Annotated in this window: 9 protein-coding genes and 1 pseudogene; 3 read left to right on the forward strand and 7 right to left on the reverse strand. The window is 46.4% G+C overall.

What is annotated here, in order from left to right; translation table 11 throughout:
* From C3B51_RS24125 to C3B51_RS00760, 6 genes and pseudogenes are all read right to left on the reverse strand, one after another.
* Nucleotides 1–1,563 carry a SagB/ThcOx family dehydrogenase gene (locus tag C3B51_RS24125; protein ID WP_346427709.1) on the reverse strand — a complete coding sequence of 521 codons (1,563 nt, stop codon included), beginning with the start codon at nucleotides 1,561–1,563 and terminating at the stop codon, nucleotides 1–3.
* Nucleotides 1,540–4,212: pseudogene (locus tag C3B51_RS00740) on the reverse strand (AMP-binding protein); the annotation flags it as partial. The pseudogene C3B51_RS00740 and the gene C3B51_RS24125, both read right to left, overlap by 24 nt.
* Nucleotides 4,209–6,302, reverse strand: coding sequence for an AMP-binding protein (locus C3B51_RS00745; protein ID WP_130243851.1), 2,094 nt, complete (start codon nucleotides 6,300–6,302; stop codon nucleotides 4,209–4,211). The pseudogene C3B51_RS00740 and the gene C3B51_RS00745, both read right to left, overlap by 4 nt.
* 28 nt (nucleotides 6,303–6,330) lie before the next feature.
* The gene (locus tag C3B51_RS00750; RefSeq protein ID WP_164519167.1) at nucleotides 6,331–8,622 is read right to left on the reverse strand and encodes an efflux RND transporter permease subunit; all 2,292 of its coding nucleotides are present in this window, start codon (nucleotides 8,620–8,622) and stop codon (nucleotides 6,331–6,333) included.
* A 77-nt stretch (nucleotides 8,623–8,699) separates the two neighbouring features.
* The gene (locus C3B51_RS00755) at nucleotides 8,700–10,124 is read right to left on the reverse strand and encodes an APC family permease (RefSeq protein WP_125716302.1); all 1,425 of its coding nucleotides are present in this window, start codon (nucleotides 10,122–10,124) and stop codon (nucleotides 8,700–8,702) included.
* 11 nt (nucleotides 10,125–10,135) lie between these two features.
* Nucleotides 10,136–10,774 (reverse strand): class I SAM-dependent methyltransferase, encoded by a 639-nt coding sequence (locus C3B51_RS00760; RefSeq protein WP_125716301.1) that lies wholly within the window; start codon nucleotides 10,772–10,774, stop codon nucleotides 10,136–10,138.
* 832 nt (nucleotides 10,775–11,606) lie between these two features.
* On the opposite strand from C3B51_RS00760, the gene C3B51_RS00765 reads away from it, so the two are divergent.
* Nucleotides 11,607–12,440: a LytTR family DNA-binding domain-containing protein gene (locus C3B51_RS00765; RefSeq protein ID WP_130243852.1), complete on the forward strand. Its 834-nt coding sequence runs from the start codon at nucleotides 11,607–11,609 to the stop codon at nucleotides 12,438–12,440.
* Between the two features lie 46 nt (nucleotides 12,441–12,486).
* Here C3B51_RS00765 and ffh read toward each other — a convergent pair whose 3' ends face one another.
* Complete coding sequence (ffh, locus tag C3B51_RS00770) at nucleotides 12,487–13,866, reverse strand: signal recognition particle protein (protein WP_046006663.1); 1,380 nt, start codon at nucleotides 13,864–13,866, stop codon at nucleotides 12,487–12,489.
* 162 nt (nucleotides 13,867–14,028) lie between these two features.
* On the opposite strand from ffh, the gene C3B51_RS00775 reads away from it, so the two are divergent.
* Nucleotides 14,029–14,835, forward strand: a complete 807-nt coding sequence (locus tag C3B51_RS00775; protein WP_125716299.1) for a cytochrome C assembly family protein — start codon at nucleotides 14,029–14,031, stop codon at nucleotides 14,833–14,835.
* 93 nt (nucleotides 14,836–14,928) lie between these two features.
* Nucleotides 14,929–16,212 (forward strand): HlyC/CorC family transporter, encoded by a 1,284-nt coding sequence (locus C3B51_RS00780; RefSeq protein ID WP_125716298.1) that lies wholly within the window; start codon nucleotides 14,929–14,931, stop codon nucleotides 16,210–16,212.
* Nucleotides 16,213–16,215: the final 3 nt, after the last annotated feature.

Genomic DNA, 16,215 nt, shown 5'->3' on the forward strand with positions numbered 1-16,215 from the left:
CTATCCCTTTTTAAGTCGATTTCTGAGTGTGGTTCTTTTTCTTCTCAACCGCTCAAGTTCAGCTTCCGAACTGGCAGTGTCTGCTTGGAGTGTGGCGGGCTGTGCGATGCTGGCAATAAGCCCGGACACCGTTGGATGTTTAAACATTTCGATCAGTTTGAACTCAATGTCCACCTGCTTCCTAAATGCATGGTAAACCTGTACCAACAGCGCGGAATTAGCGCCCATATCAAAGAAGCGCTCTGTAGTACTGACCTGCTCTGCACCGACGATGCTTTTGAAGGTGTCACACAATATCGCTTCCAGTTCGTTGGTCGGTTGGCTGATCTCCATGCTCGACTGTGTCGCCACCTCTTTAGTCAGGAGCGCTTTTCTGTCCACCTTGCCATTGGCTGTCAGCGGTAACTCAGGCAGCACGCCTATCTCATCCGGCACCATGTAGTTCGGCAGACTGGCTGACAATTGCTCGCGAACCCGTGCCGTTATCTCTGACTGGCTCAGCATCTCGGCTTCTTTGGCATGATGGTCTATCTGACCCATCAGCAGCGATCCCAGATACGTGTGATCGCTTGTCAGGCCAAGGTCTTGCTCTAATCGAGCTTGATCTTTCAGGCCACCTATCTGGCAAATACCCAGATCAATTTTTGGCCCTTCGCTACGCAGCAATTGCGCTATCATGCCAACTTCGATGTGTCCCATGGACTCAGAAAACTGGCCATACTGAGGGACTATCGTGGGTTCATGCAGCACAAAATACATGGCGATAGGTGCGTTTTCACAGGTGACCCGGTTATGATTAAAGTGCTGCTCGGGATCTGCCTGTGTTGCGTTCACATAGGCCACCGCATGCTGTAACGGGTAGTAGCGATAGAGGCCCGCCTGCAACGACTCGACGCAGTTCTCTTTGAGGTGGAAATAGATCTGCACCGGGAACAGGCCACCAGCAGAGCCATAACCGGATTTCATTTCGCCACCACTGGTACGTGCTCTGAGCAACGCCAGACAACGGCTAAACGCGTCCAGAGACATGGTCTGACTGGCGAACTCCCGATAGCTTTTGAGCTGATTGAGCTGCTCATGCTGGATATCAGGTAAGGTATGCAGCGCTGACTCATCAGCAACCTGCTGGGCACGATACTCCAGTTTTCTGGTGAGCCGCTCGCTGACATCTGCCACCGACATATCCGACGATTCAAAGTCCGATTCCTGTCCATCGAAATCAATCGGCGTAGACACGCTCTCGGCCATGACACACCCGGCTTGTACCCAAAGCCTTAGCTTGGGACCCTGGTCGGTTTGTTTAACCAGCGCCACGGCCCGGCTCACTTCCGGCAGGCTTTCGGCTACGGCTTCAATCTCCGGCAGTTCGATGCGCAAGCCGCGGATCTTCACCTGATGGTCATTGCGGCCGACAAACTCAATCTGCCCGTTCGGTAAGTACCTGCCCATATCGCCACTTTTGAAATACACAGTGTCTTCTGTGGGCAGCTTTACATAGCGCTCGGCGGTGAGCTGTGGTTGATTCATGTACCCGGCGGTGACACCTGCGCCTGAGATATACATTTCACCGGCAACCCAGGTTGGGCACGGATTCATATGGCGGTCGAGGATCTTGTACTGACTGTTTGCCAGTGGCCTGCCATAAGGTATGGACTATTTGAAAGTCTCGTTGGGATCAACCAGATTATAAATATCCCAAATAGTGGTCTCTGTTGGCCCGCCGGATGCGACAAACTGTGCCTGTGGCCAGTAACCATGGACACGCTTGGGCTGGTTGACCGGGATCCAGTCTCCCGCCAGAATAAACATTTTGAATGCATCGGCGCTCATAGCCTGAGACTGGGTATCGAGATAATCTAAAAAGATATCTAAATAGGCCGGTACCGAGTTCCACACCGTGACCTGATGGCGCGACGCCAGTGCCAGCCAGTGCTGTGGATCCAAACGTAAGTCCCGCTGTGGGATCACCATAGTGCCGCCTGCAGCCAGCATACCAAACAGATCATAGACCGAGAGATCATGATGCAAAGCGGTCAGGGCTATCACAGCATCCCCGGCGCCAATCGCAAATCTTTGATTGATGTCCAGCATACGGTTAACGACCTGTTGGTGCTCGACCATTACCCCTTTTGGTTTACCGGTTGAACCGGACGTGTAGATCAGGTGTGATAAATCACCCGGGGCGGGCTTACGTTGTAACAACACTTGCTCGTCAGGCACACACTCTGTTTGTTCCTGCAAAGTCACGGCAATGGCATGCGCAACGGGTAATGTCTGTGCCTGAGACAGAAGGTGATCTTGATGTAATATTGCCACAGCGGCACTATTTTCCAGCTGGTAACTGAGGCGCTGTACCGGTTGCTCAACATCCAGCGGCAGATAAGCACAGCCGCTGTAATGAATGGCCAGTGCCGCCACAACTTGTTCCCAGCCTTTCTCCATAAAAATGGCGATGACACTGCCTGGCGCAATATTGTGCTCGATGATTTTTGCTGCCAACTGACGGGCCTGCAGATCCAGTTGTGCATAACTAAAGTGCGTATCACCACTGACTACCGCTGTCGCGTCGGGTTGCGCTGCCACACTGGTTTTAAACAAATCCAGTAAAGAGCAAGGCTCGCCAAAATCCACCTGACTGTCATTGGCCTGCGCCACCACTTCGAGTTGTCGTTGTGGCAAGATATCCAAACTGTTTTGCTTCCAGCTGGCGGGGTCCTCGATCAGTGCCAGTACCAGTTGCTCATAAACTTCAAACATGTCTTCAACCATGCCCAGCGGGAACAAATGCTCTATCACATCCCAGCTAAAGCGCATTTCACCTGACTCAAGCTGAGTGATCTGATGATCGAATGACACTTGTGGTGTCTGAGTCAGGGTGAATTGCTCTTCACCAAAACATGACAGCCAGTTGGAAGGGATCCCTTGGCCGCCCAAGTCCAGCATACTGGTAAAGACGATTGGCATCTGCACATTGCCTTGATTACCAGTGTATTTGCCCAGCTCGTTGAGCACTGTAACGCCACTGACATGGCGATGTTTCATTGAAGACCAGAGTTTCTTTTGCAGTCTTAGCACTTTGTCGGCCAGGGTTTCGTCCTGATCATGACTGACCGGGATAAGCAACATAGAGGTAAAGTCACCAATCAACTGATTGACTTCCGGGTGCATTGCCAGCCGGTTAAAGACCGTCACATTCAGGGTGAAGTCGTTGCCACTATTCCACTTACGTAACAACTCCGAAAATGCAAGCATCACAAATACTGTGGGTGTGACTTTCAAATCAGCAGCACGACGCTTAAGCATCGCTCCTTGCTCCGGCGTAATATTAAACTGGTGTCTGACAAAGCGTGAAGCCTGACTGGCGACATTCAGCTGCGGTAAGTCGGGCGCTGCAGGCAGGTTCTTCACTTCATTGCGCCAGTATTCAAGCCCTTGCTGATACAGCGCAGAGTGATGAATGCTGGCCTCTGCTAACGCATAATCGCGATATGAAATGGATATGGGCTCTGGGTTATATGACGCATCTTCATAAAACCGGTAGAGATCATTGAACAAGATCATCAGACTTCCGCCATCGACATGCAACAGATCTACACTCGCGTACAGAATGTCCTGTGCGTCACTGACTCGGACAATGCTAAAGTCAAACCCCGGAAAATGTCCTGGGCTGCGCTGCGAGTGCGATCTGGCATTGCGATATTCACCGAGCCAGGTCGTTTTTTGCGCATCATCCAGATGACGAATGTCATCAAACTGCACCTCATAGGCTGGCGTGTTGGCTAAGATCTGTTGTGAGCCTTGCTCATCGACCACCGCGCGCAACATGTCGTGACGGGCGATGGTTTTTTGCACCGCTTCGTCAAAGCGTACGAGATCCAATGATGCACACAGCACCTCAGAGTAATAATGGATAGAGACGTCGGCCAGCTCCACCTCCATTTGATGGCCAACCCAATAGGCGCGCTGAATATCCGTTAACGGAAAAGGTTGATACAGGGCTTCCTTGTCTGGTTTTATTTGTGGCAGCTTTTTCTTACTTTTTAAGAACTCCTTTAGCTGCTCTTTGTTTTGCCTAATTTTTAACAGCAAAGACTCGCTGATGGTATTTTGCCTGGCGTATACTTTTACGTTATCTCCAACCAGCTGCATCGCTATAGACTGTTCGCTCAGCTCATTAAAGAGCGACTCTCCTTGCTCAATTAAATGATTCATACAAGTATCTCCACCAGTTTATGTTCTTGTTCTACTGATATGCCCAGTTTCTCCCTGAAGCGCTGATTGACTGTATCGGTTAGCTCAGCCAGTGTCGGGGGTTCGTAAAACTCATTCAGTTCCACTGTCACACCATAGTGCTCCTCAATACTTTCCAGTAGTTGAGCAACGCGCAAAGAATCGAGCCCCAGCTCAAACAAATTGCACTGGCTGTCAGGCCTTTCAGAAGAGTTAGAGAGATCTTTCACCCATGTGCAAAGTGTCTGGCTGACATCATGGTGGCGGAATTCAAAGCTTTCTGTTACTTCGTGAGCTGGCTGGTTGTGTTCAAACAAAGCGGTGAGTACCTCATCAAGGTATCGATAGCGATAGCTCAGTGCGTTATGAATAAATTCATCTCTCAATCTAACATGCTGAATTTTTCCGCTTGTTGTGCGGTATAGATTTTGATTGCTGACAAACACCACACCCGAAACATCAACTCCGTGATCGTTCAAAACGCGCTTTTTAATCGCCTGAACTATCTTATCGAAGTCATCCGCACTGCCTTTATTCGCGATTGCTACCACCAGCTTCTCGCCTTGGGGTGTGTCTACGCTAAACGCAGAGATAGGACGGGAACGCAACGATTCATGTGAAAACTCAACACTGGAACAAATATCTGATGGATAAAGGTTGCGACCGCGAATAATGATCAGATCTTTGATCCGGCCACATACATACAAATGGTTTTGATAAATAAAGCCTAAGTCACCTGTGCGCAGGTAATCACTGTTCTGAGAGTCAATGCGGTTTTTGAACACTTCGTCAGACAGGGCTGCTCGCCCCCAATAACCTACGCCGTTACTGGCTGCCGAAATCCAAACTTCTCCGACCGTATTTTGTTCTGCTTCAACTTGGGTATGAGGATTAACAATGCGAATATCTGGCGCAAACTCTACATCCACTCTGCCACAGCTAGCCAAATGCCTCCCACCATCGTGACGCTCTACTGCCAGCCCGTTTTCCAGAGACAACTCGCAAAACCGCTTATTGTGTTTAAGAATATTTACGCCAGACACATAGACGGTCGACTCCGCCAGCCCATACACAGAGTGCATGGCATTCTTACTCAACCCAGCAGGCGCAAATGTATTATAGAAGCGCTCAACCGTTGTTTGACGGATTGGTTCAGAGCCGTTGACCAACACTTCCAGTGATGACAAATCGACGTGCTCTGGCAACGTTTTAATCCTGTCACAGCACATTCTGAATGCAAAATCGGGGGCTCCACTCACTGTGCCTTTATATTTGCTGATCGCTTCCAGCCACAGCAACGGATTTCTGACAAAGTCGTCCGGTGCCATAAAGTATAAAGGTGAGGCATTAGAAATCGCGCACAATGAGATAAGAATCAGCCCCATATCATGATACAAAGGCAACCATGAAACAAAAACACTCTTGCTGTGCAGCCCCATATTAGAGCGCTCCAGCTCAACATTGGACAACAGGTTACGGTGTGTAATCATCACCCCTTTTGGGGTGCCTGTTGAGCCAGACGTGTATTGCAAGAATGCTAAGTCATCTAACTGAACCTGAGGTAAGGTCTGATAATTAAGGTACTCAAGACAGACCTCAGATACATTGATCAATTCAACATTATCTCTGGCAGAGACCGCATCGCTATTGAGCGCTCCCCAGGTTTTATCATTGACCAGGATCAGGTGAGCAGCACAGTCATCCATGATGGCGGTCAGACGATCATTGCGTCTTGGATCCTGCGGTGGAAACGCTGTGACAGCGACCATGCGGGCATACAAGCAGCCCAGGAACGCAGTGATATAGTCGACCCCCTGGTCGAACATCAGAATGACGCGATCACCAGCCTGCCCTGAGGCCAGCAAGCGATTAGCGATACATACTGAACGCTCTCTCAGTTCTTCATAAGTTAATTGTTCTTCTTCTACCCCTTTTTTCAAAAACTGGATCGCAAGTCGATGAGGCATAGTGACGGCTAAGTGATCCAATAGCTCACAATATGATGCGATTTTACCCGTTAAAGGTACATCAAATAGAAAGTTGTTTCTCTCGTATTCCATTATATCTTCCATAACACAGTCCTATATTATTATTTTTTACTTAGCTCATTTCTGAAGTTGGCGTACTCTCAGAATTCAAAGCAGGTTGCTTGTTTTGCAGAAACAGGTATAACAGTGCAGGCAGCAAAGTGACGTTTGCTAACCAGGCTGTAGATAAGATGGTGGCAGCCATACGGCCAAAGTTTGCGTTTGGCACGAAATCAGCTGTAATGAATGACCCAAATGCGATGGCCAGAATAACCGTTGTAATGGTTATTGCTGGTGTGACTTTAAGTAGTGTATCTCTAATGACTGATTTTAGTTCCCTCCCCTGATTTAAGTGTTTTTGTGCGTGACTGACAAAGTGAATTGTGTCATCTACCGCAACCCCCAGACACACACTCAGTACAATAACCGCACCTATATCTATAGAATTTCCTGTGAAGTACAGCACCGCCATACCCAGACATAATGGGAATAAGTTGGCGATCAATGTGATCCAACCCAGATTTACCGATTTGAATGTGACGAGCAACAGAATGCTAATAATCACAACGGTGATCAGTAAAGTGACCACAAAAGACGTTGCGACATACCCATTCATTCTCTGGAACAGCAGCATTTTGCCGGTCGAATGCACATCCAGGCCTAAACTTTGACCATAAGCCACTATCTCATCTGCATATCGGGTAGCCAAAGCGGAGTCGTAATTGGTCCAGCGAACACTGATCCGCATCGCATCATTATTTAGACTCACCCGATTAGACAGATCCAGCCCCTGAGGTAAATTCATTGAGTATAAGAAAATTAACTCTGCTATCGCTTCACGAGAATCAGGAATTTTGTAGAATGCTTGCTGATCTGCATGTAATGAACGGTTAGACTGCTTAATAATGTCAATGATCGAATAAGTGCGGACCACTCCGGGCGTGGTATCTATCCAACGCTGAAAGTTTTCCACCTTCGCTAGAAACTCCGGTGACTTAATGCCATCCTCGGTGCCACTGTTAACGACAATTTCCATTCCTTGCGAGCCCTTCAGGTTTGCCTCTGCAAAATCATTAGACTCTCTGAGCCAAAAACCTTGTGCAAAATACTTGAACGGATTCGCATTGATCTCATTCTTGCTGGCAACAAACACGCTAGCCGCAGATAACCCAACAAACACCAGCGCTATAACAGGTGCTAAAGAAAAGACTTTCTCGGTGTAACGATAAATAAACGAGCTGCTATCTGATGAGGCTATGTCGCTCTGGTCATTGTGAACTTCAATCAGCGGGTCCGCAGACTTTTTATTGGGCACCTTCGACAGAATGCCGCCCAAAAAGAAGTAGCACATGAACCAGCCCCAAATAGTTCCAATACCGACCAATACGCCCAGCCCTGAAACGGCACCAATGTCGGACGACAAAAAGCTGAAGAATGCAACTGATGTCGTGATAGTTGTAAGCAGTGTTGGAACAACATTTTCATCCAGTGCAGTTTGCACTGCCAACTTATTTGCGTAATTTTTCCGCCTGTAACTAAAATAAGAAGTTAAAATGTGTACGGCATCAGCGACACAAATCGCAATAATAAACTGTGGGATCATGGCCGTAATATTGCTGATTTTAATACCCGTCCAACCAGCCAGGCCCATAGTTGCAATCACGCTAAGAATAATGACAGGAATGACCGGCATTACGCCTACCGGATGCTTAAAACGAAATGCCAGGACCAGGATGATCACACCCAGTACCAAGGGAAGGCGGGACTTTGTATCGGCCTGCGAGCTTTCTTTCATGCCCTGCATAATTGCCATACGGCCGGTGATATGAATTTCATGATCGCCGCTTTGGTATTGCTCCACAAGCTTTCGAACTGCCTGCACTATCGGCTCAGGCATCACCGGCTGCTCAAATGTTGGGCGAACATAACCAACAATCATGGTCGTCTGCGCACTGGCATCGACCAAAAAGTCGGGAATAATCTCATCCGTCAGCGCAACCTGTTTGCGCTCATCCAGCAAGGCTTGGCTATAAGGCCCCTGCTCCGGAATGAGCGGCTCAACAATGATGTCATCCTCCTGAGCATGTACCCAACGATAATTACTCAATGAGTCGACGCGGATAATGTCGGGTACTTTCCACATCTCCTCCGTTAATTGAGTGATCAGTGTTGCACTCTCCTGATCAAAAATACCTGAAGGGCTTTTTATCAGCAAAACGATTGAATCATCGTTACTGAACTGCTTTTCGAAATCCTCAATAGTCGCTCTGTGAGGGTTACCCTCCGAAAAGAAAGCTTTATAGGTAAAATCAGCCTGTAAAAAGCGTACCCCTGAAATCATTATAAAGCTAAGAACTAATGCCATAAGTACAGATTTTAAGGGGTTATTCACTATAAACCCGACAAACCTGTAGACTTTGTTATTATCCATAAAACACCCGTTTAATTGTTATAATTTCTATATATCAATGCTCTAAAATCACTAAAGAAATAGACTAAAGCACCAAGAGAAAGAACTAGAATTGAGATGATTGAAATCAGCGGCTTTTCTTTGAAAACAATAAAAATTGAAAACAGCACACATACAATAAAAATCAAAGAACACGCGCGATAGAAAAGAAACTTGAATAAAGAATCATCTGGAAATGTAATTTGAAAGCTTGAACACACTGCCAAAAGACTAAATAAAAGAAGAGGCAGACCGCTAAACAGCAGAATATTCTCGACCGTACCACTTAAACACAACAGCACAGCCCAAACCGTTTGTGCCCACATAGCATTCACCGGAACGCCCTGATTATTTTTGCTGGCTAAGCGTTTTGGCACCTTTGAGCTATACTGTGCCATTTTTAAATAAACACGCGGACCCACCCACACCATAGCGCTGATAGAGCTGACAATGGAAACACACAACATGGCGCAGAATGCGATAGAAACACCTTCGCCTAACAGCGCCCTTAATGCCTTTTCTGCAACCGGCACTATTGGCGCTGCAGCCAACTCACTGACAGGCAAAGCAGACAGATAGACAATATTTAAAAAGACATAGAGCACGACAATACTCAAAGTGCTTACCACCATGGCGGTTAGCATATTCTTTTTAGGGTTCTCTATTTCTTCGCTAATATAATTTGCAGCATTCCAGCCGGAGTAAGCATACATAATAAAAACCATGCCCACGGCAATATCACTAAAAGACACACTGCTAGAAGACCCCTGGACAAAGTTCTTTTCAAAGTAGCCCACATGAGTTGTTGTATCGGTGGATGTATAGTCCTGATAAATCTCGGACATACCAAACAAGAACAAAGTAAGAATAAAGACGACTTTTAACAAAGTAAGGAAAAACTGAAACTGACCACTGAGCGAAACACTTTTCGAGTGGCAATACGTCACCAGCAAGACCAGCCCAACCGCCAGATAGCTGGGATTGACCACCTTAAAGCTTTCGGATTCACGCTTGTCACTTAACAACTGAATGGCCGGATCGGTGGCGATATCTAGCTGGATAAAACTGCTAACAGCACTGTCGAAGAAGTAGCCAAAGCTAATTGCTGATGCCGCTATTGCGGCACCAAAACCAAACACAAATGAAGCCCAGCCGGAAAGAAAGCCCGCCAGGGGGCCAAACCCTTTGGTTATGTAAACAAACTCTCCGCCTGATTCTGGCCATTTCAAGTGCAACCTGTAGTAGGTCAGTACACCGCACAATACAACAACACCCGCTGTCACCCACATCATCAATATCACCAGTGGATTGCCAACATCTCGTGCCAAAAAACCCGTTGTGGTAAAGATGCCACTACCCACAGCATTGCCTACAATGACTGATATCGCAGCAAGTAGCCCCACTTTCTTGCCTGACATGATAAGCCCTGTTATTTAGTAAAGAGTTGAAAGTTATTGAATGGCAGAAAATCGTAGCCCACAGTATATTTATAACCCGCTTCTGCGAGCTCTTGCCTTATCTGCTGTGCATGAACGCCATGAGGAATGATAAAAAATGGCGTGCCCTCTTTAGTATCTAGTACCGCCAGACGACCATCATGGGCCAAATGCTTAGATACTTTTTTGAAATAGGTAATGCGGTCAGAGATGTGGTGATAAGAATTAGACATGAATATCATATTGATATCATTCACAGGCAAATTCGGATCGGCTTCTTCGGCCAATACCGTGTAGATATTGTCTAAATTCCTTTCTTTTGCATTTTTACTGATCTTATCCAATGCTGATTGCGAGATATCAACAGCATACACCTTACCCGCGGAGCCAACCTCCTCAGCCAACACATAGCTAAAATAACCATCGCCTGCACCCAAGTCGACAACCACGTCTCCCTTTTTTAAGGCCAATTTTTCAACGACTTTATCGGTATGATTCCAGCCTTTTCTATTAAAAATATTTGAATAGTCCAGCTTGCTCATAGCGGATGAGCAACCGAGCAGTAAAACCAGGAATGACATAAAAACCAACCCCAGTACTACCTTTATTGCATGTGATAAAGTAAAACTCATCTATTGTTCTCTCCTATAGCTGTGTGTTTTTCATACCCAGCCAGCGCGACCGAGCCAACTTTGAACGCTCTGGATATGAATATCCGAAAAGACCGTACGTCTTACTGGTCATTAATTTCCCCATAACGCCATCTCCTGTACAGAAATTGGTGACGAAATGCCCAACTTAGTGACAAGTTGACTAACGGAGTTAATCAAGGTTTCGATTTGGGATTGATTCATTACATCAAGAAAAGTTATCTATCCTTTCAACCAATTGATTCAATTGACTATAATTTATACTTTAGACCTGCACGTTAGACTTGAATTGATTGGCGAATGCAGAAATGGAATAGGGGCGCTTCAATTGAGGCTTAGTTTTTAAGGTATGTAGAACCGCGCTGGTCCGCAGTGGGCCTTGTTGATAACGGTGTAATAGTTTGGGCTTTACCAGAGTAAAAAGTTCGCAGAGTTAAGGGGTTAGAGCCCCTTACTGTCAATAACATACTTTAAAGTAAGACAGGGAAGTGGAAAGGCTGTGTATTTAAGTGAAAATGGCACTGGCAGCTGATATCCGGGGAATTTTCGGCTCACTCAGCTGTAAAAAACGCGTTAGCGTAATACGGCGTTGCGCTGGTGGCTCTATAACAGTTAATTATTGACAATTTAAATACAAAAAACGTCACTAGGGAAATATCTTCATCTTCGTCTTTTGTTTCATTTATAGCAACAACCTATTCAGCCCAGACAGCGTGTAAGAAAAAAGGGAAAAAACAATCACAATTGACAACAAGGTCCAGAGATATATTATACCATCAAGTAGGATTAAAACTGTCCAAAACAAAGGTTTGATATGGAAATGAAATTAAAGTCAGAAATTAGAAGCTTTGGCATTTCAATAGTTAACTGTCAGGAGAAGCTTTACTTACTATCTTGCTTTGTGTTTTCTTCTCTTTTTTTATACATAGTTCATGTCAACGATCACCCCGTTGAATCTGATCATGCTTTTACCACGCATGTATTAACAATGTACATAAAAGTATTTTTAACGTGTCTGATGATGTCCTTGTATTTTAAGTCTATAAAGAACAAAGACAATAAAAAGCTACCTGAATTTAAGATAAACTTATGGTTTTGTCTTTTTTATACTTTGTCTTGCTTATTTGAATTACTGGTGTCTGATATGGTTTATGGGCCTGACTCCCATGATATTATGGGTTATTCTCATAGTAGCTTTAAAATAGTTGACACTGTTATTTTGTCATTCCTTGTTTCTTTATTTTCATATTTTACAGTCGCATTTTTTATGAAAAACAAGAACTCTATTATCAACCTGATGGATAACAACAAAAAGGCTAAAAAATCGGTCAAAGCTAAGATCAATGATATTGAAAAAGCCATCCCCATCGAGCATATTGAGTACATAAAGGTCGAAGAGAATTATTGCTATTTATGGACCACTCAGGAGCAAAAAGGAGAAAAGTACACACTCAGGAAGACTCTGTCGAGAATTGTAGCTGATTTAGATGACTCGCACGTAGTGCAAGTTCACCGATCTTACGCAATCAATAGAAACCACATAGACAGCGTATTCAGGGTGGCTGGTAGGGTAAAGGTGAAGATGAAGAGCGGAGTTATTTTACCGGTCACTCCGATCCATGTACACAAGGTATCAGAACAGGATTGAAGTTTATAAAAAACCCGAATGGAAGATTCGGGTTTTTCGCTAACGATTAAAACTTCGGACCGCCACCACCGAACATACCCGGCGGCATCATGCCTTTCATGTTCTTCATCATTTTCATCATGCCGCCCTTACCCTTCATCTTTTTCATCATTTTTTGCATCTGGGTAAACTGTTTAAGCAGCTTATTGATATCCTGAACCTGAGTACCTGAACCGGCTGCAATCCGCTTCTTACGTGATCCTTTGATCACTTCCGGACGCGCGCGCTCGTGTGGTGTCATGGAGTTAATGATCGCTTCCATCTGGTTAAATGTCTTATCATTCACCTGACCTTTAACGGCATCCGGCAGATTTGACATACCAGGCAATTTATCCAACATGGACATCATACCGCCCATGTTTTTCATCTGGCGTAGTTGTTCAGCAAAGTCTTCCAGCGTGAAGCCATCGCCTTTAAAGACTTTCTCGGCCACTTTAGCCGCTTTGTCTTTATCAACCTTAGACTCCACCTCTTCGATCAATGACAGCACGTCACCCATGCCGAGAATACGTGACGCAACACGATCCGGGTGGAATGGCTCCAGTGCATCAGTACGCTCGCCCACACCGATGAACTTAATGGGTTTACCTGTGATATGACGAATAGACAAGGCCGCACCACCACGGGCATCACCATCTGTTTTGGTCAGGATCACACCGGTCAACGGCAGCGCTTCGTCGAATGCTTTCGCGGTATTCGCAGCATCCTGACCTGTCATAGAGTCAACCACAAACAGGGTTTCAATCGGTGAGATGGCCGCATGGAGATCTTTGATCTCGCCCATCATCTCGTTATCAACGTGCAAACGGCCTGCGGTATCCACCAGCACTACATCGATGAACTTTTTCTTCGCGTGTGATATGGCATTGGTAGCAATGTCCACCGGCTTTTGCGAAATATCACTGGGGAAGAACTCAACGTCTACTTCTGTCGCCAACGTTTCTAGCTGTTTGATAGCCGCCGGACGGTATACGTCGGCACTGACCACCAGCACAGATTTTTTCTTTCGCTCTTTTAAGAACTTAGCCAGCTTACCCACACTGGTGGTTTTACCCGCACCTTGCAGACCCGCCATCATTACAACCGCTGGCGGTTGCGCTGCCAGGTTCAGCTCTTCATTGGCCTCCCCCATGGCTTTTTCGAGTTCTTCACGTACGATCTTGATGAAAACCTGGCCTGGACTCAGGCTCTTAGTCACTTCAACACCCACTGCACGCTCTTTAACCTGTTTTACAAAGTCTCTGACGACGGGCAATGCCACGTCCGCTTCGAGCAGTGCCATACGCACTTCACGGAGCGTTTCTTTAATATTGTCTTCGGTGAGTCGGCCGCGGCCGCTGATGTTTTTAAGCGTTTTTCCTAAGCGTTCTTGGAGGTTCTCAAACATTTATCGCTTCCAGTATGTCGTAATTGCACAGCATTATACTGATATGCGCGTCACTAATACAGTATTCAAGTCAGTTAAGAAACTTTTTCCCTGCCCCTATGCAAGAACCCGTGCTTAAAATACAATAGCCTACAAAAGGAGCATGTAAGTAGAAAGCCACTCATGTTGATCATCAGTTTATCTTTGTTTGCCAGTCTGTTTTATGTACTTGCCACCGGGCATGTATTGTCGCGCCTATTCCATAAGGAAGGCCCCAGCCAAAAGCTGACCATTATTTTCAGTACGGTGGCGATACTTAGCCATATGCTGGTGCTGGTAAACTCCGTGTTTACGCAAGATGGGCAGGACCTCAGTACCATTAATGTGGCACTGCTTACCTGCTGGGTCATTGTGGTGTCGGTGACAACGGTTTCCCTGAAGTTTCCGGCCACGCTGCTATTACCCGTTGTCTACGGGTTCGCTGCGCTGCTGTTGGTTGCCAGCTTGTTCGTGCCACATCATATCGTGATGAAATCACTGGACGTGGACATTGGCTTGGTCGTGCATATTTCTTTGTCTTTGCTGGCTTACTGCGTGCTGATCATCGCCACACTTTATGCGGTACAGTTTTACTTCATTGACCGCCGCCTGAAAGAAAAAGACCTGGCCATCATGCACAGCCATCTGCCGCCATTGATGCAGGTTGAATCACAGCTCTATCAGCTATTGACTGTCGGTACAGGCCTGTTAACTCTGGCACTGCTCTCTGGCTTTGTGTTTCTCGAGGGCATGTTTGCCAAAGAGTTTTTGCACAAAACCGTGTTGTCACTGGTTGCCTGGTGTATGTTCAGTGCCGTCACCATTGGCCACCACCAGTTCGGCTGGCGGGGCAAGTCTGTGGTATTTGCAGTGTTAGGTGCGTCAGGTATCGTTACCTTGGCCTATTTTGGTAGTCGCTTTGTTCAAGAAGTGATCTTAGGTAAGTTTTAATCTAAGTTTTAGCTTAAGTTCACGGTTTTTGACTTGACTCTGAATTCTGGCTAACGCTTAATACTCCTTCGTAAGCAAAAAAGGGATCCTCTGTTGGACGACATATCAACCAGCGCCTTGTTTATTATTCTTGGCGTGCTTGTTCTGCTCTCGGGTTATTTTTCCAGTTCGGAAACCGGGATCATGTCTATCAATCGCTACCGATTGCGTCACTTGGTCAAAGAAAAACACAAGTCGGCACAACGCGTAGACGAACTTCTGAAGCGCCCAGACCGCTTAATTGGTCTGATCCTCATCGGTAATAACCTGGTTAACATTGCAGCCTCTGCGGTTGCCACTGTCTTGGGTATGCGCCTGCTGGGCGATGCCGGTATCGTGGTTGCCACCTTTGCACTGACGCTGGTCATTTTGATCTTCGCTGAGGTGACACCCAAAACACTGGCGGCACTGTACCCGGAAAAAATCGCGTTTCCCAGCTCTGTGATTCTTAAGCTGCTGTTAAAAATACTCTTCCCTGTGGTTGTCACGGTTAACTGGATCACCAACGGCATGTTAAAGCTAATTGGGGTTTCACCAGAGCAAATCGAAGAACACAGTCTGAGTAAAGAAGAACTTAAAACAGTCCTGAATGAATCCGGTGCCATGTTGCCAACCAATCACCAGGATATGATGACCTCCATCCTGGATTTAGATCATGTGACGGTTGAAGACATTATGATCCCGCGCAATGAGATCAATGCCATCGACATTAATGATGACTGGAAAGACATTTCCAAGCAGCTGACCAATGCACAGCACACCCGGGTACTACTGTATCGGGATCAGATTGATGATGCCGTCGGTTTTATCCACTCGCGCGATGCCTTACGTCTGCTGACCAAAGAGCAGTTTGATAAGCCCTCACTGCTGCGTGCGGTACGCGAGATTTACTATATTCCGGAGAGCACCTCGCTCAATACTCAGCTACTGAAGTTTCAGCAGAACAAAGAGCGTATCGGCTTAGTAGTAGATGAATATGGTGACATTCAGGGTCTGGTGACGCTGGAAGACATTCTCGAAGAGGTAGTAGGTGACTTTACCACGACTAAAACGCCTGCCCCGAGCGATGAAGTGGACGTCCAAAACGACGGCTCTGTGATGGTTGACGGTGGTGCCAACGTGCGCGACCTCAATAAAGAGATGCGCTGGCACCTGCCTACAGAAGGGCCTAAGACCCTGAGTGGTCTGATTGTTGAGCATCTTGAGGATATTCCGCAGACCCAGCTGGGCCTGAAGATAGCGGGCTACCCGATGGAAGTGGTCGAAATCAAGGAAAATATGATCAAAGTGGTGAAGGTTTACCCGCACAAGAAAAAGAAGTCTGTCAAACCTCACTAATAA

Origin of the sequence: Pseudoalteromonas rubra (assembly GCF_004212645.1) — a bacterium.
GTDB lineage: Bacteria > Pseudomonadota > Gammaproteobacteria > Enterobacterales > Alteromonadaceae > Pseudoalteromonas > Pseudoalteromonas rubra_G.

Coding starts and splice junctions, on each gene's coding strand:
- ffh (WP_046006663.1), bottom strand. CDS start 13,866: ATGTTTGAGAACCTCCAAGAACGCTTAGGAAAAACGCTTAAAAACATC.
- C3B51_RS00765 (WP_130243852.1), top strand. CDS start 11,607: ATGGAAATGAAATTAAAGTCAGAAATTAGAAGCTTTGGCATTTCAATA.
- C3B51_RS24125 (WP_346427709.1), bottom strand. CDS start 1,563: ATGTATATCTCAGGCGCAGGTGTCACCGCCGGGTACATGAATCAACCA.
- C3B51_RS00745 (WP_130243851.1), bottom strand. CDS start 6,302: ATGGAAGATATAATGGAATACGAGAGAAACAACTTTCTATTTGATGTA.
- C3B51_RS00755 (WP_125716302.1), bottom strand. CDS start 10,124: ATGTCAGGCAAGAAAGTGGGGCTACTTGCTGCGATATCAGTCATTGTA.
- C3B51_RS00750 (WP_164519167.1), bottom strand. CDS start 8,622: ATGGCATTAGTTCTTAGCTTTATAATGATTTCAGGGGTACGCTTTTTA.
- C3B51_RS00760 (WP_125716301.1), bottom strand. CDS start 10,774: ATGAGTTTTACTTTATCACATGCAATAAAGGTAGTACTGGGGTTGGTT.
- C3B51_RS00775 (WP_125716299.1), top strand. CDS start 14,029: ATGTTGATCATCAGTTTATCTTTGTTTGCCAGTCTGTTTTATGTACTT.